Below are 25,248 nucleotides of genomic sequence, written 5' to 3' on the forward strand. Positions count from 1 at the left end.
CGAGCGGCACGCATCTCGTGGTCGGCAACCCGATCGGAGAGGCGGAACAATGAGCACAGGCACACACCGGGTGCTGATCCTCGGCGCGGGCTACGCGGGCATGGCCGCGGCGACCCAACTCGCCGCCCGGACCAGGCGGGCCGACGTGCGGGTCACAGTGGTCAACGCGCAGGAGCGGTTCAGCGAGCGCCTCCGGCTGCACATGACGGCGACCGGTCAGCGGCTCGCCGAGCTGAACATCCCGCACCTGCTGGCGGGCGCGGGTGCGCAGTTCGTGCGCGGCTGGGTGACGGCGGTGGACACCGACGCGAAGACCGTCCGCGTCGACGACAGCCGGGTGCTGCGCTACGACACCCTGGTCTACGCGTTGGGCAGCGTGACGGACACAGCGGCGGTCCTGGGCGTCGAGGAACACGCGTACACCCTGGACGGTCCGGGCGGCGCGAGGACGCTGGCGGATCGGCTGGGCCGGGTCGGCGCCGGCACGGTCGTCGTGGTCGGCAGCGGACTGACCGGGGTCGAGGCCGCCGCGGAGATCGCGGAACGGCACCCGGAGGCCGGTGTCACGCTGGTGGGCCAGCAGGACCCGGGCGCGGGCATGAACCCGAAGGCCCGGGCGTACCTGCGGGCGGCTGTGGACCGACGGTGGCGGTAAGGTCCGCCAGGCACTGCGTCCCATCAGGGGTGCGGACACGGTCGCCGCGTGGTTCGCGGCCATCGGCACCGTCACCTACCAGGGCGTCGCGCCGCACGACATGCGCGCCGCCCTGGTCGAGATCAACGGGGGGCCGGGTCTGGTGTTCAGCGGCGCGGGTCGGGTAGTCGCCACCGTCTCCGTCGACGTCGACGCTGGCGGTCGCATCACCGCCATCCACAACGTCGCCAACCCCGACAAGCTCCGCGCCGTCGCCGACGGCACCACCCACCGCCTCGCGACGCGGTGAACCGGCCGGTGTGTGGAGTCACAGACCGGCCGCAACGTCCGGAAACGGCCGTGGGATCCCCCACGGCCGTTTCCGGAAGGTGCGAAGTGCTCAGCCCTTGCGCAGCGGAGCGAGCGCCGTGCTCCAGGCGACCACCTGGTCGAGCGTGGCGGTCAGCGAGTCCTGGTGGAACTGGTTGGGCTTGAAGACGCTGAAGTTCTCGAAGTCGGTGAAGAGCGACAACGCGACCTGCGAGCGCACGTCGGCCATCTGGAGCTCACCGGAGATCAGACGAAGGTGCTCCACTGCGCGCGTCCCGCCGACCGAGCCGTAGCTGACGAAGCCGACGGCCTTGTTGTTCCACTCGGCGTAGAGGAAGTCGATCGCGTTCTTCAGGGCACCCGAGGTCGAGTGGTTGTACTCGGGGGTGACGATGATGAACCCGTCGAACGACGCGATCGTCTCGGCCCACCGCTTGGTGTGCGGCTGGGTGTACTGGCCCATCGAGGGCGGGTACGCCTCGTCGAGGTGCGGCAGCTGGTAGTCCAGCAGGTCGATCAGCTCGTACTCCGCGTCGGAGCGCTGCTTGGCGATCTCGAGCACCCAGCGGGCGACGGCCTCGCCGTTACGCCCCGGGCGGGTGCTTCCGAGGATGATCCCGATCCTGGTCATGTGTGGCGCCTTTCAGAGGTTCTTGCCTGACGACGGGGAAACGCTAGCGCTGCTTGATTGGTCAAGCAAATACTTGGCGTATGGGCGTAGTCACACGGAGGGTAAGCACTTGCTGAGTCAAGCAAGTATGATAGGAGGATGTCCAACCCCTCCGCAGCGACTCCGCAGCCCCTCACCCCTGACGAGGAATCCCTGGTCCGCGCCCTGGGTCAGGTGATGCACGTCCTGCCCCGCGCTATCGACGCGGACATGGTCGGTGACCGTCAGCTGCCGCTCACCGAGTACACCGCGTTGATGAACCTCTCCGAGACACCCGACCGGCGGATGCGCATGAACGAACTCGCCGCGCTCTGCTACCTCTCCCTCAGCGGCATGACCCGCACGATCATCCGGCTGGAGACGCAGGGCCTGGTCCGGCGGGAACGCTGCGAGGAGGACGCGCGCGGCTGGAACGCCGTCCTCACCGACGCGGGCTACGCCCGCCTGGAGGAAGCCTGGCCCAGTCACCTGGCCGCCGTACGCCGCCGGTTCCTCCAGCACTTCGAGGGCTTCGACCTCGCCCAGTTGGCCCGCGCGTTCCAGCAGGCCGGCGCGGCAGAGCCGACCGACTGAGGCAACCGCCGGCCCGGACCACGTTGCCGCGTACCCAGGTACTCAGAACTCCCATCCGCCTAGTGCACCCGTTGCCGTGCGCGCTGATCAAAGGCGATCGCGGTCACCGGGCCGGAGCGTGGGCGGCGAGCGGGTTGGTGAGGGTGCCGACGAACTGGAGCGCCGCCGACGGGTCGGCCAGGTCGATCATCTGCTGGTTGTTGCGTAGTTGCAGCCGGTTGAGGCAGGAGAGCGTGAACTCCGGGGCGAACAGGTCGTAGTGGCGGACCCGCTCGGCCAGGTGCGGCACCCGGTCGAAGTAGTCGGCGGCGCAGGCCGCGACAGTGCGCCAGAAGTCGTCCTCGGCGAGAACACCGGCCTCGACCAGGACCGCGTTGAGGTGCCGCAGGAAGCAGTCCACCACGTCGGTGAAGATGCTCAGCAGCTTGGTGTCGTCGGGCACCTCGACGCGGATCCGCTCCACCGCCGCCGGCAGCTCGACCCTGTCGCTCATCACCGCGATCTCCTCGGCGATGTCCTTGAAAATCACCCGCTGGACGGTGTCCTGCTCGTCGAGGACCAGGATGACGTTCTCGCCGTGCGGCATGAAAGCCAGGTCGTGGGCGTAGAAGCTGTGCAGCAGCGGGGTCAGGTAGGCGTCCAGGTAGCGGCGCAGCCACACCTCGGGCGCCAGGCCGGACCGGGCGATCAGCGCCGCCGCCAGTGAGCCGCCCTCGTCGTCGACGTGCAGCAGCGCGGCCATCGTGGACAGTCGCTGCCCCGGCGCCAGCTCGGGCACCGGGCTCTCCCGCCACAGGGCGGCCAGCATCTTGCGGTACGGCGAGGTGCCCTCGGTCGCCGCCTCGTACTGCCGGTGCCGGTACCCCACAGCGGCCCGCTCCCGGATGACGGTCAGGCCGGTGCCGGTCAGCACCTCGTCGGCGGCGATCAGGTCGGCCAGCCAGTCGTTGATCGCCGGGGTGGCCTCCATGTACGCGGCCGACAACCCGCGCATGAAGCCCATGTTCAGCACCGACAGCGCGGTCTTGACGTAGTGCCGCCCCGGCTCGCTGACGTTGAAGAAGGTGCGGATGGACTGCTGGGCGAGGTACACGTCCGGCCCGGGGCCGAGGTGCACCAGCCGCCGCTCGGCCAGCTCACCGGCGAAGGTGACCGCCAGCTTGTTCCACCACTGCCACGGGTGCGCCGGGATCAGGTGGTAGTCGGCGAGGTCCAACCCGAGATCGGCCATCGTGGCCACGAACCGGGCCCGGGTCTCGGCGTCCAACTCGCTCTCGATGAGCGTGTCGTAGTCGAGGTCGGCGGCGCTGCTGAACGTGGAGTGGTCCCGGTGCGCGGCCAGCCACTCCAGCCGCACCGGTGCGGCGGCCTCCGGGGCGTACCGGTGGTACTCGTCGACGCCGAAGCCGAGCCGGCCGTTGTTCGCCACGAAGCAGGGGTGGCCCTCCGTCATCGAGGTCTCGATGGTCTGGAAGTCCGCCTCGGCCAGCTCGGCGGCGCTCGGCGCGGCCTGGGCCAGCTTGTACGCCGTACCCGCCAGCGTCGAGGTGATCTCCTCCAGGTAGACCGGGAGCACCCGCGCGGAGAGCCCGAGGGTGTCGCGCAGTTCGACGATGAAGTCCACCGCGTCCGGGGTCAGCGAGGTGCCGTCGCGGTGTCGGGTGATGCTGTCCGCGTCGATCTGCCAGTGCGCCAGGGCGAGCACCCGCGCCGCGAACCGGTAGGTGACGGTGCCGTCGTCGCTGAGGACCTCGTACCACTGCCGGTCGTCGGGGCCGGCCACGGCCTGCGGGGTGAGCAGCCGCTCGTGGGTGAACTCGGCGAGCGCCTTGCGGACCAGCAGCCGGTTGGCCCGGGCCCAGCGCTGCGGGGTGAGGTGCCCGACCGGGTCGCCGGAGGCGTGGTGCGCTGCGGCGACGTGCGGGTGGGTGGGGACGGCGGTGGTGGTCACGCCGGGGCTCCTTCGGTTCGGTCGGCGGCGGCGCGGTCGGCGGCGGCCTCAAACTGGGCTCGGGTGCAGACGCTGAGCAGCGCGTCCTTCTCCGGCTTGGCGATCGGGCCGACGACGGTGAAGCCGACGGCGGCGTTCAGCGCGTGCACGGCGGTGTTGCGCACGTCCGGTTCGACCACCACCCGCCTGGTCGTCGGGTCGTCGAAGAGCCACGCCATGACGGTGCCGATCACCGCCCGGGTGAAGCCGTGCACTGGCGCGTCGACCGGCGCGCAGAGGAAGTGCATGCCCACGTCACCGGGCTGGTGGTCGTAGAGGCCGACCAGCTCGACGTGGGCCGGGTCGTAGCGCTCCGCGAGGAAGGCGGGACTCCCCCGCCACAGCCCGAGGTACGCGTCGTGGTGCCGGTGCTCGGCGATCCGCTGGTACTCCTCGGTGACCTGGGCCAGGTCGGCGTCCTGCATCATCCAGAACGCCGCCTTCGGGTGCGTCACCCAGGTGTGCAGCAGCGCCGCGTCGGCGTCCGGATCGAGCTGCCGCAGCGCGAATTCACCGAGCCTGTCGTCGACCCGGGTGAAGACGGTGGTCACGACGACACCCCGAACTCCTGGAAGGTGATGCTCTTCTCGATCGGGTAGTGCTCCCGGCCGAGCAGCTCGCGGATGATCCAGGAGTTGCGGTAGGCGCCCATGCCCAAGTCTGGTGAGGTGATGCTGTGCGTGTGGGTGCCCGCGTTCTGCAGGAAGATGCCCCGCCCGCCGTGGTCGATGCTGTAGTTGCGGGCCACGTCGAAGCGGCCCTGCGCGTCCCAGCGGATCCGGTCCCGCACCGGCGTGAGGAACTCCGGCACCCGGTAGTGGTAGCCGGTGGCCAGCACCAGACCCTCGGTACGCAGGGCGAAGTCGCGTTCCTGCTCCACCTGACGCAACCCCAGCGTGTACTGCCCGCCCTGGTGGTCGGCGCTGACCAGCTCGGTGTTGGTGAGCAGGCGGGTGTTCACCGGCCCGTCGACGCTGTGCGCGTAGAGCAGGTCGAAGATGTCGTTGATCAGGTCGGCGTTGATCCCCTTGAACAGGCCCTTCTGCTCGGACTCCAGCCGGTAGCGGGTCGCCTCGGGCAGCGCGTGGAAGTAGTCCACGTAGTCCGGTGATGTCATCTCCAGCGTCAGCTTCGTGTATTCGAGCGGGAAGAACCGCGGCGAACGGGTCACCCAGTTGAGCTGGTAGCCGTACCGGTCGATGTCGCCGAGCAGGTCGTGGTAGATCTCGGCGGCGCTCTGCCCGCTGCCCACCACCGTGATGCTGCGCTTCGTGCGCAGCGCCGAGCGGTGCTCCAGGTAGTGGGAGTTGTGCACGGCGTCGCCCGGCAGGTCGGCCACGGCCGGGGGCAGGTGCGGCGGGGTGCCGGTGCCGAGCACCAGGTGCCGGGCCCGGTACTCGACGGTCTCGCCCGTGCCCGTGCTGGCCCGCACCACGTACCGCTCGTCGGCGGGGTCGTACTCCACGGTCGTCACGCTCTGACCGAAGCGCAGGTTCGGCAGTTTCGCCGCCGCCCACCGGCAGTACGCGTCGTACTCGCTGCGCAGCGGGTAGAAGCTCTCCCGGATGTAGAACGGGTAGAGCCGGCCGATCTCCTTGAGGTAGTTGAGGAAGGAGTACGGCGACGTGGGGTCGGCGAGGCTGACCAGGTCGGCGATGAACGGGGTCTGCAACCGGGCCGACTCCAGCAGCATGCCGGGGTGCCAGGCGAGGCTCGGTCGGGCCTCCAGGAACACCCCGTCGAGCTCGTCGATCGGCGCGGTGAGGCAGGCCAGGCCCAGGTTGTACGGGCCCAACCCGATGGCGATGAAGTCGTGGGTGGACATCGGGGTCTCCAGGCGCGGGTTCGAGGTCACCGGCGTCAGCCGACGTGGCAGGTCAGGCCGGCGTCGACGTGGTCGTGCACGTACTGACCGGCGTGGGTGGCGATCAGGTCGAGCACGTACCCGACGTCGTCGACTGTGGTTTCCGGGTTGAGCAGTGTGAACTTCAGGAAGTGCCGGCCGTCCACCCGGGTCCCGGCGACCACGGCGAGACCGGACGCCGCGAGGGCCTCCCGGGCGTGCAGATTGGCGGCGTCGGCCAACTCGCGGCCGGGGCCGGTGGGCAGGTAGCGGAACACCACGGTGCTCAGCTCCGAGCGGGTCACCACCTCGAAGCGCGGATCCTCGCTGACCAGTCGCCAGGCATCGGCGGCCCGGTCGACGACCTCGTCGAAGAGCCCGCCGAGCGCGTCCGGGCCCATCACCCGCAGGGTGAGCCAGAGCTTCAGCGCGTCGAAACGGCGGGTGGTCTGCAAGCTCTTGTCGACCTGGTTGGGGATGCGCTGCTCCACCATCCGGGCCGGGTTGAGGTAGTCGGCGTGGTAGGTGACGTGCCGCAGCGTCCGCCGGTCGCGGACCAGCAGCGCGCTGGAGCTGACCGGCTGGAAGAACGACTTGTGGAAGTCAACGGTGACCGAGTCGGCCCGCTCGATGCCGTCGAGCAGGTGCCGGCGCGTCGGTGAGACGAGCAGACCGCAGCCGTACGCGGCGTCCACGTGCAGCCACACGCCGGCTGCCGCGCAGATCCCGGCCAGATCGGTGAGCGGGTCGATCGAGCCGAAGTCGGTGGTACCGGCGGTGCCGACGACGGCCATCACCACCAGCCCGGCCTGGCGGCACCGGGCGATCTCCTCGCGGACGGCGGCCGGTCGGATCCGTCGCCGGGCGTCGGTGGGCACCGCGATCACCGCGTCCGGGGCGAGGCCGAGCAGTTTTGCCGACTTCTGCACGCTGAAGTGACCGGCGGCGGAGGTGAGCACGCGCAGTCGGGGCAGCAGGTCGGCGCGCGCCGCGGGGCCGATGGCGTCGGCGCACGCCTCCTCCCGGGCCAGCAGCAGAGCCTGGAGGTTGGACTGGCTGCCGCCGCTGGTGAAGATGCCGTCGGCGCGGGGACCGAGGCCGATCCGCTCGGCCGTCCAGTCGATCAGCCGGCGCTCGATGAGGGTGGCCCCGGCGCTCTGGTCCCAGGTGTCCAGCGAGGAGTTCACGGCGGTGAGCACCGCCTCACCGAGCAGTGCCGGGATGGCCACCGGGCAGTTGAGGTGGGCCAGGTAGCGGGGGTGGTGGAACCAGACGGCGTCGCGCAGGTAGACGTTCTCCAGCTCGTCGAGGGCGGCGCCGGCGTCGCCCAGCGGCCGGTCCAGGTCCACCCGGTCTACCAGGGGGGCCAGCTCGGCCGGCGTGATTCCGGTGCCGGGACGGTCCACCGTGGCCACCCGCCGGGCGACCCGGTCGACGCCGTCGGCGATCGTCCGGCGGTACTGCTCGACCGAGCCACCGTGCAGCAGCTGGGCCCGCGCAGCGGTTGACGCCGGTGGCGGCGTGGTGGTCTCGACGGGGTACGTCGGCACGGTCACTGGTGGTCCTTCCACGTTCTGGACGAGGGCAGCCGGAACCCACCCCGGGCGCGGCGGTGCGCCCGGGGATGTGGTGTTCGTCAGCTGACCTTCTTCGCGTTCCGGATGGCGGTGGCGAGGTTCTCCAGCAGCGGTGCGGAGCCGGCGTACGAGAAGCGGGGCACCGCGTCCCACGGGCTCACCTGGTTGGCCTTGACCGCCGGCAGTTGCTGCCAGGTCGGCTTGGCCGTGAGGTCCTTGGCCTGCAGCGCGGTGCCGCGGTTGTCCAGCAGGATCAGGTCGGCCGGGAACTTGCCGGCGCTCTCCCAGCTCAGCGCCTCGAAGTAGTCGCCGGATTCGAGCTTGGTGGGGACCACGATGTCGACGCCCAACTCGGCGAAGTACATCAGGTCGGTGCTGACCTTCGGGTTGGAGACGTAGAAGAGGTCGGGGCTGCCGGAGCAGGCCATCACCTTGATCCCGGGGTTGGCCTTCACCGCCTGCCGGACCGCCTCGGCGGCGGCGTCGAAGCGGGCCTTTCCGTCGGTGACCTTCTTCGCGGACAGGTCCGCGCCGAGCGACTCGGCCAGCGCCGCGTACCGCTCGATGGGCTTGGTCATCGGCACCCGGGCGGTGGTGATCGCCACGCTGGGCGCCAGCGGGAGGATCTTGGCCTTGCTCTCGTCCGGCACGTACCAGAGCGCGTCCGGGTCGTACATGTGGGTGACCAGCAGTTCGGGGCGCAGCGCGGCGTACTTCTCCAGGCTGAACTCGCCCCACACGTTGCCGAGGATCTCGACGCCCTCGACGTCAAGGTCGCCGGCCTGCGGCTCGGTCGTACCGTCGGCACGCTTGGTCTCACCGAAGACGCCCACGAGCTGCTTGTCGAGACCGAAATCGATCAGGGCCGCCGCCACCCCGGTGAAGGCCACCACACGGGCCGGACGGGCTGCGGCCTCTATCTTGGTACCGCGGTCGTCGGTGAACGACCAGGGACCACTTCCGTTGCCGGCGGCGGGTTTCGCGGCGTCGTCAGTGCCACAGGCGGCGAGCAGGGTGGCCAGCGTGGCGGCGCCACCGGCGGCCAGCAGGCCACGGCGAGAGAGGCGGCGGGCGGACAGGGCATCGGGCATGGTGTTGTCTTTCGATCAAGGGTTGGCCGGGGTCGACCAGGGCAGCGGGGTTAGGTTAGCCTAACCTCGGTCATTGTCAACAGCGGTACGCCGTGTCGCCACCACCCCGGAGCCCACACTGGACGCCACACCCACCGTCACCCGACCGGCACCGCCCGTGCCAGCCAGGGCGACGGCCGCACCCCCGAACCGGCGTGGTCGTCGGGCAGCCCGCGCCGCCGGCCTGGTCACCGCCGTGGCACTGCTCGCGGTGATCGTGGTGCTCAGCATCGCGATCGGCGCGAAGGCCATGCCGCTCGCCGACGTCTGGTCCGGCTTGCTGCACCGCGACGCCACCGAGTACGCGGTGGTGCACCGGATGCGCCTGCCCCGCACCCTGCTCGGGCTGCTCGCCGGCACCGCCCTCGGTGTGGCGGGCGCTGTCATGCAGGCCCTCACCCGCAACCCACTCGCCGACCCCGGACTGCTCGGCATCAACGCCGGCGCGTCCGCGGCCGTCGCCACCGCCGCCGCGTTCCTGGGCGTCACCGCCGTCGGCGGGTACGTCTGGTTCGCGCTGCTCGGCGCGGCGGCGGTGACCGCGCTCGTCTACACCGTCGGCGGCGGACGCGGCGCGACCCCGGCCCGACTCGCCCTGGCCGGGGCGGCGCTCAACGCCACCCTCTACTCCTACGTGAGCGCGGTGATGCTGCTGGACAGCGCGTCGCTGGAGCGGCTGCGGTTCTGGACGGTCGGCTCACTGGCCAGCGCGGACTCCGCGACAGTGACCCGGGTGCTGCCGTTCATCATCGTCGGGCTGCTGGTCGCGCTCGGTGCCGCCCGTCCGCTGAACGCGCTGGCGCTCGGCGACGACGCGGCGCGAGCCCTCGGCGCTCGACCCGCGCTGATCCGCGCCGCCGTGATCGTCGCCGTCACCCTGCTCTGCGGCGCGGCGACCGCCGCGTGCGGACCGATCGTCTTCGTCGGGCTTCTCGTGCCACACCTGGTCCGCGCCCTGACCGGCCCGGACCTGCGCTGGCTGCTGCCGTACTGCGCGGTGCTCGCACCCGCGTTGCTGCTCGGCGCCGACGTGCTCGGCCGGGTGCTGGGCCGCCCCGGAGAACTCCAGGTCGGCATGGTGACCGCCGTACTGGGCGGCCCGCTCTTCCTGTGGCTGGTCACCCGCCGAAGGGTGGCCCAGCCGTGACTGTCATTCGTACTTCATGGGGGTTGTCGCTGCGGTTTCGGCCCCGCGCGCTCGGCGTCGGGGCCGGCGCGGCGGTGCTCGCGGCCGGGTTCGGTGTGGTGGCCCTGGGCAGTGGTGACTACCCGATGGGTCCGGCGGACGTGCTGCGCACGCTGACCGGCGGTGGCACTGCGGCGGAGCAGTTCATCGTGCTTGAGCTGCGCCTGCCCCGGCTGGTCACCGCCCTGCTGGTCGGTGCGGCGTTGGCTCTCGCCGGCACGGTGTTCCAGTCGCTGGTCCGCAACCCGTTGGGCAGCCCGGACATCCTGGGCTTCACCCAGGGCGCGTCGACCGGGGCGCTGGTGGTGGTCGTCCTCGGTGGCAGCAGCCTGGCGTTGGCCGGCGCGGCGGTCGTCGGTGGTCTCGGCACCGGCCTGGTGATCTACGCGCTCGCCTGGCGGCGCGGGGTGCACGGCTACCGACTCATCCTGGTCGGCATCGGGGTGTCCGCGATCCTGACCGGCGTCAACGGCTACCTGCTGACCCGGGCGCCCCTGATGGAAGCCGCACGCGCGGTCCTCTGGCTCACCGGCAGCCTGGACGGGCGAGGCTGGGCCAACGCCGGGCCGCTGCTCGCCGTCCTGGTCGTGTTGGCGCCGCTGGTGCTCGTCGGCTGCGCCCCGGCGCTGCGGATGATGGAGTTGGGCGACGACGCCGCCGGCGCCCTGGGCGTGCCGGTACGCCGACTGCGCCTGGTGCTGCTCGCCGCCGCCGTGCTGCTGGTCTCGTTCGCGGCGGCCGCCGCCGGGCCGGTGTCCTTCGTGGCGCTCGTCGCCCCGCATGTGGCGAAACGACTGACCCGGGCCCCGGGTCCGAACCTGCTGCCGTCGATGGCCGTCGGCGCGGCGCTGCTGGTCGGGGCCGACCTGGTGGCGCAACGCGCGTTCGCCGGGCACCAACTCCCGGTCGGCGTGGTGACCGGCGTGATCGGCGGCGGTTACCTGGTCTGGCTGCTGGCGATGGAACGTCGGGCGGGCCGGCTGTGAACACCAGTGACGCCCTTGAAGGAGCACCCATGCGACCCGGCGATTCCCGACTCGGCGGCACCGCGCTGACCCTCGCCTACGACCAGCGCACCATTGCCGAGAACCTGACCGTGGCGGTGCCCGACCGGTCCTTCACCGTCATCATCGGCCCGAACGCGTGCGGCAAGTCGACGCTGCTGCGCGCCCTGTCCCGGATGCTGCGCCCCAGCGCCGGCGCGGTGCTGCTGGACGGACGGGACATTCACGACCTGCCGGCCCGCAAGGTTGCCCGTACGCTCGGCCTGCTGCCGCAGTCGTCGATCGCACCGGACGGCATCAGCGTCGCCGAACTGGTCGCCCGGGGTCGCTACCCCCATCAGGGGCTGCTGCGGCAGTGGTCCCGCGAGGACGAGCGGGTGGTCGAGGAGTCGATGGCCGCGACCGGGGTCGACGACCTCGCCGACCGGGCCGTGGACGAGTTGTCCGGCGGGCAGCGGCAGAGGGTCTGGATCGCCATGGCGCTGGCCCAGCAGACACCCCTGCTGCTGCTCGACGAGCCGACCACGTACCTCGACATCGCCCACCAGATCGAGATCCTGGACCTCTGCGCCCGCTTGCACGAGGAGCAGGGCCGCACCCTTGTCGCGGTGCTGCACGACCTGAACCACGCGGCCCGCTACGCCACCCACCTGATCGCCATGCGCGACGGACGCGTGGTTGCCGCCGGGGAGCCGGCGTCGGTGGTCACCGCCGAGCTGGTCGAGGAGGTGTTCGGGCTCCCCTGCCGGGTGATCGACGACCCGGAGACCGGCACCCCGCTGGTCGTCCCAGCGGCCCGACGCCGCGCCACCACGCTGGCCCCGGAGCCGGCATGAGGACGGAACGCTTCCGGGACCCCTGGGGAGTGCCCCACCTGCGGGCCGCCGACCCGCTCGCGCTGGCGGTGGCGCAGGGCCGGGTGACAGCGTACGACCGGGCCTGGCAGATCGAGGTGGAGCGGCACCGCGCCCAGGGCACCAGCGCGGCGTTCCTCGGGCCCGACGCGCTCGGCTGGGACCGGTTCGTCCGGCAGGTCCGGCTCGACGACACCGCACGCCGATGCCACGCCTCGCTGGACCCGGCGACCGCCGAGTGGGTGGGCGCCTACGTGGACGGCGTCAACGCCGCTCTCGACACCGGGGCGGCCCGGGCGCCGGAGTTCGCCACCACCGGGCTGAGCCCGGGTCGGTGGGAGCCGTGGACGCCGCTCGCGGTCTGGCTGGGCCACCACATCCTGTTCGCCGGGTTCCCCGGCAAGCTCTGGCGCGAGCACGTGGAGCAGCGGCTCGGGCCGGACGCGGTCGACAGCTTCGCCACCGACGGGCCGGCCGTGGCCGGCAGCAACGGGTGGCTGCTCGCCGCCGAGCGCACCGGCACCGGGGCCGCGCTGCTCGCCGGCGATCCGCACCGGTTCATCGAGGATCCCGGCGTCTACCAGCAGATCCGGCTGGCCTGCCCGGAGTACGACGTGGTCGGGTTGGCGGTGCCGGGCGTGCCGGGCATCGCGCACTTCGGGCACACCGGCGGCGTGGCCTGGGCGATCACCAACGCGATGGCCGACTACCAGGACGTGTACGCGGAGCGGCTGCGCCGCGACGGCCCCCGGGTCCAGGCGCTCGGCCCGGACGGCTGGCGCACGGCGCACCGCCACGTCGAGATGATCGAGGTGGCCGGGGCGGACCCGGTCGAGGTCGAGGTGGTGGAGACCGACCGTGGTCCGGTGATCGCCGGTGGGCCGGACGACGAGAGTGCCGTCAGCCTGCGCTACCCGCCCAGGGTCCGGGGTGACCTCGGTTTCGCGACGCTGCCGGAGCTGCTGCGCGCCCGCACCGTGGCCGACGTGGACCACGCGCTGCGGCACTGGGTGGAGCCGGTCAACGTGGTGCAGGCCGCGGACACCGCCGGAGGGTTGTTGCACCGGGTCGCCGGGGCGGTGCCGGTACGGCACCCGGAAAACGGCCGGCGGGTGGTTCCCGGATGGGACGCCGCGTACGCCTGGCAGGGCTGGCACGCGCCGATGCCCCGTGCCGAGGTGCACGGTCGGGCGGTGATGGCCAACGAGCGCGGGCTGGCGGCGCCGCTCGGGGTGGAGTTCGCCCCACCGCACCGGGCGCGTCGCATCGCCGAGCTGCTCGACGCCCGTCCGGCCTGGACTGCCGACGAGATGGCAGCGGTGCACACCGACACGTACCTTGGCGCGGCCGGGCCGTTGCTGGCGGTCCTCGCGGAGTCGACGGGGCTCGGTCCGGCCGCTGCCGCGCTGCGGGAACGACTGCTGCGCTGGGATCGCCGGATGGCCGCCGACAGCACCGATGCGGCGGCCTACGCCATGCTCCGGGCGGCTGTCGTACGCCGGATCGCCGCCCACCCGGCGCTGGCCGCGTTGGCCGAGCTGCCCGCGTACCCCGAGGTGTTCGCGCCCTGGTTGGCGCTGACGCCGCGGGTCGGTCACGCGCTGGAGCACCTGCTCGGCGCGAGCCCGTTGCCCGGTGTGGACATCGCCGCGCTCGTGGGCGCGGCAGCCGAGGAGGTCGCCGACGCGGCGGCCGAGCCGGTGCTCTGGGGGGACCTGCACCGGCTGGCGGCGTGGCGGGCCCTGCCCGGCCCGGACACCGGGCCCGGCCTCCGGCTCGACGGGGACCACGACTGCGTGCTGGCCACCTCCAGCGTGCCCGGGGTCACCCACTGGTGCTTCCGGGGGCCAGCGGCGCGCTTCGTCTGGGACCTGGCCCGCCGCTCGGACAGCCGCTGGGTGGTGCCCCTGGGCGCCTGCGGGGTGCCCGGCGACCCGCACCACGACGACCAGAGCGCCGCCTGGCTGGCCGGCGACCTGCTGCCGGTCAGCACGGACTGGAACCAGCTCGTGGAGGAACTCCACTGACGGCACCGGCCGCCGCTCGGGGTGATTCACGCACCCCGACCGGCGGCCGGTCACCACGCTGTCAGCGCAGGCCGAACGCCCGACTGATGCTCTGGCTCACGGTGTTGCCGGCGGCGTCCCGCGCCGTGGTGCGCAGGCTCACGAAGCCGGCCTTCGCCGGTGCGGCCAGCGAGGTGCGCCAGCCGTCGCCGTGCCGGGTCAGCCGCTGCTTCTGCCAGGTCGCCCCGTCGTCGTAGGACACCTCGACGGTCACCGCGCCGATCCTGTCGGTGACGCCGGGCAGGTGGGAGGCGACAACGGTCAGCGGTGCACGTCGCGACGCCCTGCCGGCGGAGTCGATGGCCACCTGGTAGTCCAGCTGGATCATCGGCAGCACCTCGGCCGACTCCTCCCCGGTGACCGCCGAGTGGAAGCCCCACTCGGTGCGGGTCTGCCGGGAGTACGGGTTGGTCCACGCGGCCCTGTCGTTCTCCACCACGAGCCGGTACGGCAGTCGCTGAGACGCCAGCCCGGGGACCTGGAGGTACTCGGCGTTCCCCCAGTCCAGCTCCTTGTCGCCCTGGTAGAGGGTGGTCCGGTTGACCATCTTGTAGTTCGCGTACGCCTCACCGATGTGGCCGCCCCCGTCGCCCCACCCGGGCGCGGGCAGGTAGACGGTGTCCAGGTAGCGGACCGGCACGTAGCTGCCGCCCATCCGGGGTCGCTGGATCGGCCCGAACCAGGTGACGGCGCTCGGCTTGTCGGCCGGGTACGTGGTCGCCGCCATCAGGTGCTGACCGGTCTCGCCGGCGATGAACGCGTCGTCGACCCACCGCTGGTCGGCGCTCACCCAGTCGGTGCGGCGGCCCTGCGCCGGTGCCGGCTCCTGGTTGCTCGACGCCCAGCCGCGCCAGATGTCGGTGCGGAACTCCAGCGCCTTGCCCTGCCGGTAGTTGCGGAACTCCACGTCGACCCGGGCCAACTGCCGCTTCGTGGGCCGGTAGGTGAGGTCGGCCGGCACGTTGCCGGTCCAGTGGCGTGCCACGTCGTACAGGTAGGTGGTCTCCGGGTGCGACTCGACGGTGAGCCGCACCGCGCCCCGCTCCAGCGCGGCGATGAGCTGCCCACCCTCGTCGGCGCCGAGGGTCGCCACGGTCACCGGGGCCGGGCTCTCCGGGCTCCACGGCGCCTCGTCCCACGGCTGGAGCCGACCGATGCCGTCGTTCACGACGAGCAGCAGCTTCGCCCCGGCCGCAGCGGCGGCCTGCGCCTGAGTGGCGATGTCCACACTGTCACTGCGGCGCACCACCACGGCCCGGTCCCGGACCGGCCGCTTGGCCAGCCCCGTCGCCGACGCGTCGGCGACGTAGACCGCGTCCAGCTGACGACGACCGGCCGGCAGCGCCGGGGTCGCCCGCTTCACCAGCAGATCGTCGTACGAGCGACCGCCGGCCGAAACGGTCAGGGCCGGCTGCTCCAGCCGCCACCGGGCACCGAACTCGAACTCGCCGTCGGTCACCGGACGGCTCGTCGGCAACGCCCACATGCTGTCGTACGAGTCGTCGGGCAGCACCTGGCTCTCGGTGAGACCGTTCTTCGTGGACCGGTGGATGTCCATCCGCAGCGCGCTGGCGGTGGCCTCCTGCGGCACCCGGGCCTGCACCTGTCGGGCCGCGCGCGCGTCCAGGGTGACGGTGCGGTCACGGTCCAGGTTCACATCGGTGAAGCTGAGCATCGCCATGCCCTTGGAGTGCGGCCCGTGCACACCCCGCACGTCCGCGGAGATCCAACCGTTCCAGCTTCCCACCGGCAGCCGCAGCGTGGCGGTACCGCTCTCGGGCAGGTCCACGGCGGTGAAGAGGGTGTCGGCGGTGAGGATGACCTTGCCGACGAGCGGCTTGCCGTCGCGGTCCTTGGCAACCAGCGTCAGGTTCTGCCGCTGACCCTCCTTGCCGGCGCCGACCAGCGTGCGCCCACGCACCGCACCGGTCCCGTCGGTGGCGACGATCATGCCGCTGACCTGCTTCTCCACCGGCAGCTTGTCGTACGCGGCGGTCACCGTCACGGTGGCGGTGCCGCCCGCGGGCACTGTCACCCGGTCGGCGGAGAGCGCGAACAGTCCGGCCGGCGCGGTGGCCGCGTCGAGGGCCAGGTTCAGGTCGACCGACGCGCCGCCGAGGTTGGTGTAGGTGACCGTACGGTCGACGGTCGCGCCCGCCTGCTGCGGCCACGCCTGGAAACCGGAGTACGCGCTCGGGGTGGCGAAGACGGTGGCGTGCGCGGCGGCGACCGCGTCGACCCGGCCGGCACCCGCCTGGTACGGGGTGTACTCAGGGGTGGCCTTCACCGTGCTGACCAGCGCTTCCTTGATCCGCTGACCGGTCCAGTCCGGGTGCGCGGCGGCGACCAGCGCGGCCGTGCCGGCCACGTGCGGGGTGGCCATCGACGTGCCGCTCATCAACGTGTAGTCGCCGGAGCCGCCCCGAACGAGGTGCGAGCGGGCCGCCAGGATGTCCACGCCGGGGGCGGTGATCTCGGGCTTGAGCCCGCCGTCGCCGGCGCGCGGACCCTGGCTGGAGAAGTCGGCGAGGTGGTCGGTGTTGTCGACAGCGCCCACGGTCAGCGCGGAATCGGCGGCACCCGGGCTGCCGATGCTGGCCGGGCCGCTGTTGCCGGCGGCGATCACGAAGAGGGCGCCGGTCTCGGCACTGAGCCGGTCGACCGCCTGGCTCATCGGGTCGCTGCCGTCGGTGGCCTCACCGCCCAGGCTCATACTGACCACCCGAGCCTTCTGCTCACGGGCCGCCCACTCCATGCCGGCGATGATCCACGAGTCCTGTCCGCTGCCCTCGCTGTTGAGCACCTTGCCGATGTGCAGTCGGGCACCCGGGGCGACGCCCCGCTCGGCGCCACCGGACGCGGCGCCGGTGCCGGCGATCGTCGAGGCGACGTGCGTGCCGTGGCCCTTGTAGTCGAGGATGTCGGGCTCGCTCGGCACGAAGCTGCTGGACTCGGCGATCTGACCGACGAGATCCGGGTGTTCGGCGTCCGCACCCGAGTCGAGCACCGCGACGTCGACACCGGTCGCGGTGTTGCCCTCGGCCCACAGCTTGGGCGCGCCGATCTGCGCGGTGGACTCGGCCAGGTCCGCGTGCACCCGACCGTCCAACCAGACCTTTGCAATGCCGTTCGCCAGGGTCGGGGCGTCACCCGTACGCCGGGTCGAACCGGCGGTCAGCGCGGTCCAGAACCGGTCGGCGGTGGCGCGCTGGCGGGTCAGCGCCGCGCCCTGCACGCTGTCCAACTGTCGGACCAGCGTGGCGCCGTCGACTGTGGGGCGGGTGCGGTTACGGGCCGCCGCGTCGGTCATCGTCACGATCAACGGAAGCGCGTCGGTGTGCGCGTCGTCGTAACCGTCGGCGATGAGGTCGGTGACGTTGAACAGTTGCCGGTCCAGCACGCCACTCGTCACATAGGACAGCGCGGCGTCCGGGTAGACGTAGGTGTCGCCGTCGCGCACGGTGCGGTGGAAACTCGGGGTGCTGCCGTCCGGCCGACGCACTGTCGACACCGTGCTGCCGTCCGCCCCGGTGGTGACGGTGACCGTGTCACCGGTGATCAGGGTGACGGTGGACGCGCGTCCGGCGGCGGCCGGGGGTATGCCCGCCGGGAGGTCGGGGTTGTTCGGCGGGGCGGCGGCCGCTCCCGCGCCGGGTGGGGTGAACCCGGCCGCCAGGGTGAGTGCGGCGCCGAGGGCGATCAGCCCGGATCGGCGGCGCCGGTGAGACAGAGCCACGATGACCTCTTTGTGTCGAGAAGTGGTACGCACCACAGCATCGACGCAGATCCCACCCCAACCACGCCCCACCCCCCGACGCACCTACGCCATGGCACAACCCCGCCACCCCTGGCGCCGCCCTCCCCGCCCCGCACGCGTCCCGACCCACCCTGCCGCGCCGATCTTGCACTTTCCGTCGCGACCGAAGTCGCGAATCGGGACGCATCGACAACCGCAAGTGCAAGATCGACGCCGGGAGGGAGGGAGGGAGGGAGGGGCGGGTCAGGAGGCGGGGCGGGTCAGTTTGGCTAGGGCGTCTAGCTGGGTGGGGTCGGAGAGGGCGGAGCCGACGGCCACCACGCGTACGCCCGCTTGCAGGAACGCGTCGGCGTTGCTGGCGTCCAGGCCGCCGGTGGCGACGAAGCGCAACTGCGGCAGCGGGCCGGCGACGGCCTTGAACCAGGCCGGCCCGAGGGCGATCGCGGGGAACGCCTTGAGCCAGGTGAGGCCGTGCCGCAGTGCCTGCTGGGCCTCGGTCGGGGTGGCCACACCGGGCAGGTGCGGCAGGCCACGTGCGGCGGCGGCGTCGACGACCGCGAGGTCCAGACCGGGCGCGACGGTGAACCGGGCACCCGCGTCTGCCGCCGCGGCGACCTGGTCGACGTCGAGCACGGTGCCGGCACCGACGATCCGGTCGCGCTCGGCCCCCGCCTCGACGGCGGCCCGCAGCGCCGGCACCGCGTCGGCGGTGGCCACCGGAACCTCCACCACGTCGATGCCGAGGTCCCAGGCGCGCTCGGCGAGCCGAACGGTCTCGGCGACCGGCAGGCCGCGCAGGATCGCCATCACCCGGGCGCCGCCGAAGATGTGATCGAAGTCCGGTGTGGTCATGGTGCACTCCATCCGATGTCGCGGTGGGACTGTTGCTGCTGGTCGGGTCGCAACCCGGCGGCCCGGCTCAGGTCGTCGCCCCCGGGTGGGTCAGGTCGAGCGGCGACCAGGCGTCGGCGGGGGCGTCGATGAGTTTCTCGAACCAGGTCCACGGCGGTACGGGGGCGTTGTCGCCGCTGCTCGTCAACGCCTGGGCGGCGAGGAGGTGGCCGAGGCGCAGCCGCCGTACCGGGTCGAGGCCGCGTAGCAGCCCGGCCAGGTAACCGGCGGCGAACGCGTCTCCGGCACCGACCGGCTCCACCACTGTCACCCGGGGCGCGGGCACGAAGACCGGTTCGGCGTCACGGACCAGTGCGGTGGCGCCCACCGCGCCGTCCTTGACCACCACCGTCTGCGGATCGGGCAACACCTCGCGTACGGCGGTCGGGTCGGTGGTGCCCCACAGGGTCTCCGCCTCGTCCTGCCCGACGAAGACGAGGTCGCAGCGGTTGGCGAGGTCGCGTAGCACCGGTGCGGCCTGCTCGGCGGACCACAGTCGGGCCCGGTGGTTGACGTCGAAGCTGACCAACGCCTGCGCCAGCGGCCGGTCGGTCACCGCGTGTTCGACAAGCGCCCGGCAGGACGCGGAGAGCGCCGGGGTGATTCCGGACAGGTGCAGGACCCGGGCACCGGCCAGCGCCGGGGCCGCCAGCGTGGCGGGGTCCATCCGGGCGGCCGCCGAACCGGCCCGGTAGTAGTGCACGGCGGTCCCGTCCGGGCCGGGGTCCTTGACGTACAGGCCGGTGGGGGCGGTCGGGTCCACGCAGACCTGGTCGACGCGGACGCCGGCGGCGGCGACGTGCCGGACGACGGCCCGACCGAAAGGGTCGTCGCCGACCCGGCTCACCCAGGTCGTCACGTGTCCCAGGCGGGCCAGGTAACCGGCCACGTTGGACTCGGCCCCGCCGACCGAGATGCCGACCCGCTCGGCGCGCTCCAGCGGCTCACCCGGCGCGGGGCAGAGCACCACCATCGTCTCCCCTACCGCTGCCACCTCGATCGACGGAAGGCCGGCCGGGACACTCGGCTGGTCAGGTCGGGGGGCTGTCGGCATCGGGCACACGTCCTCGCGGCGGGGTGCTGGGCGTCGCCGAGCCTAGGTGTCCCGCGCGGGACGGGCAAGCGGTGTCCCGCTGGTCAGGGCAACGTCAACCCGTACGCGGCCAATACCTCCGCGATCGGCTGGTAGTAGGTGGTGCCGCCGGCCGTGCAGTTGCCGGTGCCGCCGGAGAGGATGCCGAGGATTTTGCCGGTGGAGGCCACGTAGAGCGGTCCGCCGCTGTCCCCCGGTTCGGCGCAGATGTTGGTGCGGATCAGGCCGTAGATCACGCCGGTGGCGTAGTTGACGGTCTGGTTGAGACCGGTGACGGTGCCGCAGCGCACGCCGGTGGTGCTGCCGCTGCGGCACACCGCCTGACCGATGTACGCGCTGCCGGGGCCATTGATGGTCACCAGGCCGGGGTAGGTGTAGACCGCGCTCGGGTGGGCGATCCGGCCGGTGTAGCGGATCAGCCCGTAGTCGTTGGTGGGGTAGCTGGTTGCGGTGCGGGTGCCGAGCACCGTGGTCTGGGCGCTGTCGGTGTACCAGGTGGCGGCGGTGGTGGTGCAGTGCCCGGCGGTGATCACGTAGTAGGTGCTGCCGCTGCGCGCGTTCGCGCCGAGCGAGCAGCGCGCGCCACCGCCGCCGTAGATGCCCTGCCCGCCGGCGATAAGCGGGCGCAGGGTTCCGGGTTCGCGGCGCAGCAGCACGCCGGCCCGGTCGGTCACCAACCGCAGCGCGGCTACCTCGCTGGGGGCCACCGTGTCGTCGACGGTGAGGGTCATCCGACCGGTGGCGGGGTCGAGACCCCAGGCGGTGCCCGCGGTGCGTACCCCGGTCAGCGTGGCCGTCGGGTCGGCGGCGGGCGCGGCGGCCCGGTCGGGGACGGCGGCCTGCGCCGCGCCAGGAGCGACGAGCAGCAGGGCGGTCAGGACGAGGGCGACCAGCGGGGAGCGGCGCATCCGAACCTCCGAAGAGATCGAGATTAATAGATGCGGTCAAGCATCGCCCGGCCTCCGACGCCCTGGCAACCTCCGGCCGTCCGCTTCCCCGACCGGCGGGAATCGTCGATCCGGGGACGGCCCGCGCCGGCACCGCCGATAATCCGCTTAAGACCACGGCGGGAGGCCGGGCATGAGCACCGGAGGCACCGCGGCACTGGTACGCCGGCCGGACGGGTCGACCCGGGCCACGTTGCTGGAGTTGCTCTTCGACGTGGTCTTCGTGGCGGCCCTCGCGCTGACCTCGACGCTGTTGACCGAGAACCTTTCCTGGTCCGGCGGCGCGAAGGTGCTGCTGATATTGACGGCCATCTGGTGGACCTGGTCGGTCACCGCCACCACCACCGAGTTCTACGACCCGCAGCAACGCCCCATCCAGGCCATCCTGATGATCGCCATGGTCGGCTCGGTGGGGATGGCGGCGTCCCTGCCCATGGTCACCGACGGGCACGCCATGATCTTCGCGGTCTCGTACGTCGGTACGCACATCTCTCGCGGGATCATCCTGATCACGACGTTGCTCCGGCAGCGCCACCGGGCGGCCACGATCCGGGCCACCCGGTTCCTGTTCTGGTTCGTGGTGTCCGGCGTCTTCTGGATCACCGGCGGGGCCACCGGCGACGTGAACTGGCCGCTCTGGGCCATCGCCATCACGATCGACCTGCTCTCCTCGGCGGCCCGCTACCCGACACCGCGGCTGGGCCGGGTGCCGATCGACCAGTACGAGCGGACCACCGGGCACCTGGGCGAGCGGTACCAGCAGTTCGTGATCCTAGCCCTCGGCGACATCATCCTGGTGCCCACCATGCGGGTCAGCCGCACCGATCTCGACGGCATACGGGTCACCGCGCTGTTCTGCGCCTTCGGCCTCATGCTGCTGATGTGGCAGGTCTACGTCTTCCGGGCCGGCGAGTTACTGGAAGCCGGGGCGAGGGCGGGCCGGCCGGCGCGGGTGGCCCCGTACACCCATCTGGTGATGCTGGCCGGCGTGGTCGGCACGGCGGCGGCGTTCGACCTGGTCGTCTCGCGGCCGACCGGGACGACACCGGCGCGGTGGCTCCTGCTGATCATCGGCGGTCCGATCCTGTTCGTGGTCGGCCGCGCGCTGTTCACCCTGTTGGTGTCGACGAAGGTGCCGTGGTGGCGGATGAGCTGCCTGATCGCGCCGCTGCTGGTGCTGCCCTGGGCCGGCCACTGGCCACCGGTGCTGGTCACCGTGGTCGTGGCGCTGGGGCTGACGGCTCACGTCCTGCTCCCTGGAGCGGCCAGGGAGACCACGCCGGGCCTTCGGTTTCGACAATCCGGCGACTGACCCTGCTCACTCAGGCGACGTGTCGGGCGGCCCACTCGGCGAGGTCCCGGGCGCACGCGTCCACCGACTCCTGCCAGCTCCGGGCCGCGCCGTCGCCCGCCTCGTCGCTGACCTGCTTGACCAGCCGGCACGGCACGCCGGCCTGCGCCGCGGCCCACGCCACCGCGTACCCCTCCATGTCGACCAGGTCGGCGCGCTGCGCCAACCGGTCCCGCTCCGCGTCGTCGGCCACGAAGGTGTCACCGGTCGCGAGCACCGCGCCCTCGGCGGCCAACGACAGCGGCGCCCCGTAGGTCTCGCCGGTGAGCGTGCGCAGCAGGTCGGTGTCCAGGTCGTGCTGGAGCACCGTGGCGACCTCGTGGATGCCGGCCAACCCGGGGCGCAACGCGCCCGCCGTACCCAGGTTGAGCAGCAGGGCGGGGCGCGGCCCGGCGGCCAGCACCGCGGCCACCGCGCTGGCGGCGTTCACCTTGCCCATGCCGGTGAGCAGGACCGGTAGCTCGGGCGGCAGGTAGCGGGCCTCCTCCCCCACGGCAAGAACCACCAGCGGACGATCGGCGCGGACCGTACCTCGAAGATTCACCGGAGCATCGTACGAGCCGACCGGTGAGCCGTCGACGTCAGTCGTCGGTGAAGCGGTACAGCACGAAGTCCTTATCCGCGCCGCAGGCGATCACGCGGGTGTTCCACGAGCAGGAGGAGCTGCGCACGTCCTTCAGCTCACCCAACTCGTCGACCTCCCCGGACTCGGCCCACACCCCGGCCAGCACCCGGTTGTCCGCGACCACGCTGGGCGCCTTGGCGAAGACCAGCAGGTTGCCCGCGTCCAGGCGGACCGCCACCCCGCCCCGGTCCCGCAGCACGGGCTTGCCGGCGGCGTCGAAGACGGTGACGGTCGGCTCCGGTAGCTCCCGTTGGGCGAGCACCTGCTCACCCAACGGGATTAGACCGGTCACGCCCGGCGCCGGCCAGCTGATCATGCGCTCGCCTTCGGTGACCGCCACCACCTCGGTGCGCGCGACGTCGTTGTTCGGCACCTGCAACAGGCAGGCCCGCCGCTCACCGCAGGCCACCAGTTCCTTCGGGCGGTACTCGTCGTTGCCGGATCGGTGCAGCACCACCGGCTCGGCGTCGGAGTTCAGGTCGTACGCGAGCAGCTGGTAACCACCCTCGTTGGCGGCCACGTACAGGCGGTCCTCGTGGGCGACCACCAGGTCGTCGGGGTCGGCGACGCTGCCCCACTGGCGCAGCACGGCGCCGGATGCCATGTCGAGCAGCCGCACCGACCGGTCCGCACCCACCTGGACGAGTCGCCGCCCCTTGCTCGCCCACGGGTTGCGGGGCGTGCCGTCGAGAAAGGCCGGCCCGCCCGCCGCCGCGTCGGTGCCGACCGGTCGGACCACGGTACGGCCGCCGGCGTACTGGCCGCGGGGGTTGGGCTCGGTCCACTTCGCCGAGCCGTTGGTCAGGCGCAGACCGACCAGTTCGTCGGCGGTCCGGTCCACCAGCACCGCCGTGTCGTCGGCGAAGTAGACGTCGTCGTCACCACGCAGAACGCGCTGCCAGCGCTGCTCGCCGGTGCGGCCGTCGAGGACGGCCAGCGGTCGGGGGGTGCTGTCGCCCGGCGCGTCGGCGAGGACCGCGACCGCCCCGGGGACGGCGATGATCGCCTCCCAGTCGTTGGCCCGCACGTCGGTCTGCTCGCGCCACAACTCGCGGCCGTTGCCCGCGTCGACGGCCACCACCTCCAGCCGGTCGTCCGGCAGCGCAAACGCCAGGTAGGCCCGGTCGTCGAGCACCGCCGTCCACATGTCGAGCGGCCGTTCGGTGCCGGCTGACAGGCGGGACAGTTCGCGCAGCGAGGCGAACTCCAGGTTCGGGTAGCGGTCCCGGGTCAGGTAGAGCGTCGCCGCGGTGGCCACCCCGGCCAGGGCCAGCACCGCGCCGAGCACCACCCAGCGCGCCCGCGGCCAGCGGGTCGCGCCGGCCGGCGGGGTCGGGGTGGCGCCCGCCAGGCCCGGCCCCGGGGGCGGCCCCACCGGCGGGGTGGATCCCGGCCAGGGCTGCGAGGGTACGACCGGCGCGGGGGCTCCGGCCGGGGCGGGCGGGCTGACGGGGCTCGGCATCGGCGGGCTCACGGGACGCGGCGCGGGCGGGCTCACCGGAGCCGCCGCGGGTGGTGCGAGCGGCGGTCCCGCGTACGCGGGGAGCGGCTTGCGCAGCGGCAGGTCGGTCAGGGCACCCTCGGCCACCGGCAACTCGGGCTGGTCCAGCACCGTCGGCGCGATCCCCAGCTCGGCGTGGAGCATGCGGGCCACCAGCGGGATCCGTGACGACCCGCCCACGAGGAACAGCCCGTCGAGCTGATCGGGGCGCAGCCCGGCGGCGGCGATGACCTCCCGGGCCCGCTGCACCGCCCTGCGCAGCAGCGGCGTGGCCACCCGCTCGACGTCCGCCCGGGTCAGCTGGATCGTCTCGGCCACTCCCGGCACCGCGACCGGGGCGACAGAAGACCGGGACAGGGTTTCCTTCGCACCACGTACCTCGTCCCAGAGCCGGACCTGGTCGCGGCGCTGCGCCGGATCCGCCGGTCGGGTGAGCCGGTCCCACTGCCCGGCGTGCCGCTCACCGACCAACTCGCCGACCCGCCGCACCAGCGCGGCGTCGAGGTCCAGACCGCCCAGGTCGGGCAGGCCACCGTCGGCGACCACGCTGAAGCCTGAGTCGCCCCAGGGGTCCGCGCCCTCGTTGCGCAGCACGGCGACGTCGAGCGTCCCGCCACCGAAGTCGAACACCGCGATCGCCCCACCGACCGGCACCGGACGGTGCAGCACCTGCGTGTAGTACCGGGCGGCGGCCACCGGCTCCCGCAGCAGCCGGGTGCCGGGCGGCGTCGGACCGGCGAGGGTGTGCTCTGCCGCCTGCGGCCAGCCCGCCCGCAGCAGCGCGTCGGCGAGGACCTGCCGCCGCGTCGCGTCCCACGCGGCCGGGCAGGTGACCACTGCCGGCGGCAGGAAACCCACAGCGTTCACCGCCGCCCGGCCGACCGTCGCCAGCACCGCGGCGAGCAGGTCGGCCGGCGGGTAGGCGCGGTCACCGAGCTGCACTGTCGGCTCGTCCACCCGACGCTTGGGGTTCGCCTCGAACCGGGCCGGGTCGGCCTGCGCCAACCGGCGGGCGTCCCAGCCGGTGTGCAGTGTGCCGTCCGGGTCGGCGTAGACGGCGGACGGACTGAGCGGCTGACCGTCCATCAGCAGCGGACGGGTCCTCCCGTCCGGCCAGCGCAGCACCGCGACAGTGTTGGACGTGCCGAGGTCGATGCCGAGGGCGAAACCCTCGTGCTGGCCTGCCATTGCCCGATACCTCCGCCGCGACGAGGGGAACTCGACCC

At 72.6% G+C, this 25,248-nt stretch carries 20 protein-coding genes; 8 read left to right on the forward strand and 12 right to left on the reverse strand.

From position 1 onward, the window contains the following. The first annotated feature begins 49 nt into the window (after positions 1–49). Both ACLQ3F_RS07450 and ACLQ3F_RS07455 read left to right on the forward strand, forming a co-directional pair. Positions 50–655, forward strand: a complete 606-nt coding sequence (locus ACLQ3F_RS07450; protein WP_425847325.1) for an FAD-dependent oxidoreductase — start codon at positions 50–52, stop codon at positions 653–655. Positions 656–755: 100 nt separating this feature from the next. Next, positions 756–944, forward strand: coding sequence for a hypothetical protein (locus tag ACLQ3F_RS07455; protein ID WP_425847327.1), 189 nt, complete (start codon positions 756–758; stop codon positions 942–944). A gap of 90 nt (positions 945–1,034) precedes the next feature. Here ACLQ3F_RS07455 and ACLQ3F_RS07460 read toward each other — a convergent pair whose 3' ends face one another. Then, on the reverse strand, positions 1,035–1,595 hold the full coding sequence (locus ACLQ3F_RS07460; protein WP_112589991.1) for an NADPH-dependent FMN reductase: 561 nt from the start codon (positions 1,593–1,595) through the stop codon (positions 1,035–1,037). A gap of 138 nt (positions 1,596–1,733) precedes the next feature. On the opposite strand from ACLQ3F_RS07460, the gene ACLQ3F_RS07465 reads away from it, so the two are divergent. Next, positions 1,734–2,207: a MarR family winged helix-turn-helix transcriptional regulator gene (locus ACLQ3F_RS07465; protein ID WP_425847329.1), complete on the forward strand. Its 474-nt coding sequence runs from the start codon at positions 1,734–1,736 to the stop codon at positions 2,205–2,207. A gap of 103 nt (positions 2,208–2,310) precedes the next feature. Here ACLQ3F_RS07465 and ACLQ3F_RS07470 read toward each other — a convergent pair whose 3' ends face one another. The 5 genes from ACLQ3F_RS07470 to ACLQ3F_RS07490 all read right to left on the reverse strand — a co-directional run bounded on the left by ACLQ3F_RS07470 (position 2,311) and on the right by ACLQ3F_RS07490 (position 8,708). Further along, on the reverse strand, positions 2,311–4,158 hold the full coding sequence (locus tag ACLQ3F_RS07470; RefSeq protein WP_425847331.1) for an IucA/IucC family protein: 1,848 nt from the start codon (positions 4,156–4,158) through the stop codon (positions 2,311–2,313). Beyond that, on the reverse strand, positions 4,155–4,748 hold the full coding sequence (locus tag ACLQ3F_RS07475; protein ID WP_425847332.1) for a GNAT family N-acetyltransferase: 594 nt from the start codon (positions 4,746–4,748) through the stop codon (positions 4,155–4,157). Before ACLQ3F_RS07475 ends, ACLQ3F_RS07470 begins: the two co-directional genes overlap by 4 nt. Beyond that, a complete protein-coding gene (locus ACLQ3F_RS07480) occupies positions 4,745–6,022 on the reverse strand; it encodes a lysine N(6)-hydroxylase/L-ornithine N(5)-oxygenase family protein (protein WP_425847409.1) in 1,278 nt (425 codons plus the stop codon). The genes ACLQ3F_RS07475 and ACLQ3F_RS07480 overlap by 4 nt, the downstream gene beginning before the upstream one ends. 35 nt (positions 6,023–6,057) lie before the next feature. Beyond that, positions 6,058–7,596 (reverse strand): pyridoxal phosphate-dependent decarboxylase family protein, encoded by a 1,539-nt coding sequence (locus ACLQ3F_RS07485; RefSeq protein WP_425847334.1) that lies wholly within the window; start codon positions 7,594–7,596, stop codon positions 6,058–6,060. Positions 7,597–7,676: 80 nt separating this feature from the next. Then, complete coding sequence (locus ACLQ3F_RS07490) at positions 7,677–8,708, reverse strand: ABC transporter substrate-binding protein (RefSeq protein WP_425847335.1); 1,032 nt, start codon at positions 8,706–8,708, stop codon at positions 7,677–7,679. A gap of 73 nt (positions 8,709–8,781) precedes the next feature. Here ACLQ3F_RS07490 and ACLQ3F_RS07495 point away from each other — a divergent pair, with 73 nt between their 5' ends. Genes ACLQ3F_RS07495 through ACLQ3F_RS07510 form a run of 4 tightly spaced genes read left to right on the forward strand, consistent with a single transcriptional unit; the run spans position 8,782 to position 13,818 of the window. Then, positions 8,782–9,894, forward strand: coding sequence for a FecCD family ABC transporter permease (locus tag ACLQ3F_RS07495; protein ID WP_425847336.1), 1,113 nt, complete (start codon positions 8,782–8,784; stop codon positions 9,892–9,894). Beyond that, positions 9,891–10,919: a FecCD family ABC transporter permease gene (locus ACLQ3F_RS07500; protein WP_425847338.1), complete on the forward strand. Its 1,029-nt coding sequence runs from the start codon at positions 9,891–9,893 to the stop codon at positions 10,917–10,919. The genes ACLQ3F_RS07495 and ACLQ3F_RS07500 overlap by 4 nt, the downstream gene beginning before the upstream one ends. 29 nt (positions 10,920–10,948) lie before the next feature. Next, entirely contained in the window at positions 10,949–11,773 is an 825-nt protein-coding gene (locus ACLQ3F_RS07505; RefSeq protein ID WP_425847340.1) for an ABC transporter ATP-binding protein, read from the forward strand. Then, entirely contained in the window at positions 11,770–13,818 is a 2,049-nt protein-coding gene (locus ACLQ3F_RS07510; protein WP_425847342.1) for a penicillin acylase family protein, read from the forward strand. Before ACLQ3F_RS07505 ends, ACLQ3F_RS07510 begins: the two co-directional genes overlap by 4 nt. Positions 13,819–13,879: 61 nt before the next feature. Here the strand turns inward: ACLQ3F_RS07510 and ACLQ3F_RS07515 are convergent, their stop codons facing one another. The 4 genes from ACLQ3F_RS07515 to ACLQ3F_RS07530 form a co-directional block, all read right to left on the reverse strand. Beyond that, positions 13,880–17,593, reverse strand: coding sequence for a S8 family serine peptidase (locus tag ACLQ3F_RS07515; RefSeq protein WP_425847344.1), 3,714 nt, complete (start codon positions 17,591–17,593; stop codon positions 13,880–13,882). Between the two features lie 264 nt (positions 17,594–17,857). Further along, a complete protein-coding gene (locus tag ACLQ3F_RS07520) occupies positions 17,858–18,466 on the reverse strand; it encodes a bifunctional 4-hydroxy-2-oxoglutarate aldolase/2-dehydro-3-deoxy-phosphogluconate aldolase (RefSeq protein ID WP_425847345.1) in 609 nt (202 codons plus the stop codon). Positions 18,467–18,533: 67 nt separating this feature from the next. Further along, a complete protein-coding gene (locus ACLQ3F_RS07525) occupies positions 18,534–19,559 on the reverse strand; it encodes a sugar kinase (protein ID WP_425847347.1) in 1,026 nt (341 codons plus the stop codon). Positions 19,560–19,642: 83 nt separating this feature from the next. Then, positions 19,643–20,506 carry a S1 family peptidase gene (locus ACLQ3F_RS07530; protein WP_425847348.1) on the reverse strand — a complete coding sequence of 288 codons (864 nt, stop codon included), beginning with the start codon at positions 20,504–20,506 and terminating at the stop codon, positions 19,643–19,645. Between the two features lie 172 nt (positions 20,507–20,678). Between ACLQ3F_RS07530 and ACLQ3F_RS07535 the strand changes: the two genes are divergently transcribed. After that, positions 20,679–21,857 carry a low temperature requirement protein A gene (locus ACLQ3F_RS07535; RefSeq protein ID WP_425847349.1) on the forward strand — a complete coding sequence of 393 codons (1,179 nt, stop codon included), beginning with the start codon at positions 20,679–20,681 and terminating at the stop codon, positions 21,855–21,857. A 10-nt stretch (positions 21,858–21,867) separates the two neighbouring features. Here ACLQ3F_RS07535 and ACLQ3F_RS07540 read toward each other — a convergent pair whose 3' ends face one another. Further along, entirely contained in the window at positions 21,868–22,440 is a 573-nt protein-coding gene (locus tag ACLQ3F_RS07540) for a nucleosidase (protein WP_357232280.1), read from the reverse strand. A 37-nt stretch (positions 22,441–22,477) separates the two neighbouring features. After that, a complete protein-coding gene (locus ACLQ3F_RS07545; RefSeq protein WP_425847352.1) occupies positions 22,478–25,210 on the reverse strand; it encodes an Hsp70 family protein in 2,733 nt (910 codons plus the stop codon). Between the last annotated feature and the right edge of the window lie 38 nt (positions 25,211–25,248).

Origin of the sequence: Micromonospora sp. DT15 (assembly GCF_049841475.1) — a bacterium.
In the GTDB taxonomy this organism is placed as follows: Bacteria; Actinomycetota; Actinomycetes; order Mycobacteriales; family Micromonosporaceae; genus Micromonospora.

Bases quoted from the DNA above. Each gene is read 5' to 3' on its own strand.
- ACLQ3F_RS07450 (WP_425847325.1), top strand. From the start codon at position 50: ATGAGCACAGGCACACACCGGGTGCTGATCCTCGGCGCGGGCTACGCG.
- ACLQ3F_RS07455 (WP_425847327.1), top strand. From the start codon at position 756: ATGCGCGCCGCCCTGGTCGAGATCAACGGGGGGCCGGGTCTGGTGTTC.
- ACLQ3F_RS07460 (WP_112589991.1), bottom strand. From the start codon at position 1,595: ATGACCAGGATCGGGATCATCCTCGGAAGCACCCGCCCGGGGCGTAAC.
- ACLQ3F_RS07465 (WP_425847329.1), top strand. From the start codon at position 1,734: ATGTCCAACCCCTCCGCAGCGACTCCGCAGCCCCTCACCCCTGACGAG.
- ACLQ3F_RS07480 (WP_425847409.1), bottom strand. From the start codon at position 6,022: ATGTCCACCCACGACTTCATCGCCATCGGGTTGGGCCCGTACAACCTG.
- ACLQ3F_RS07490 (WP_425847335.1), bottom strand. From the start codon at position 8,708: ATGCCCGATGCCCTGTCCGCCCGCCGCCTCTCTCGCCGTGGCCTGCTG.
- ACLQ3F_RS07505 (WP_425847340.1), top strand. From the start codon at position 10,949: ATGCGACCCGGCGATTCCCGACTCGGCGGCACCGCGCTGACCCTCGCC.
- ACLQ3F_RS07510 (WP_425847342.1), top strand. From the start codon at position 11,770: ATGAGGACGGAACGCTTCCGGGACCCCTGGGGAGTGCCCCACCTGCGG.
- ACLQ3F_RS07520 (WP_425847345.1), bottom strand. From the start codon at position 18,466: ATGACCACACCGGACTTCGATCACATCTTCGGCGGCGCCCGGGTGATG.
- ACLQ3F_RS07525 (WP_425847347.1), bottom strand. From the start codon at position 19,559: ATGCCGACAGCCCCCCGACCTGACCAGCCGAGTGTCCCGGCCGGCCTT.
- ACLQ3F_RS07530 (WP_425847348.1), bottom strand. From the start codon at position 20,506: ATGCGCCGCTCCCCGCTGGTCGCCCTCGTCCTGACCGCCCTGCTGCTC.
- ACLQ3F_RS07535 (WP_425847349.1), top strand. From the start codon at position 20,679: ATGAGCACCGGAGGCACCGCGGCACTGGTACGCCGGCCGGACGGGTCG.
- ACLQ3F_RS07545 (WP_425847352.1), bottom strand. From the start codon at position 25,210: ATGGCAGGCCAGCACGAGGGTTTCGCCCTCGGCATCGACCTCGGCACG.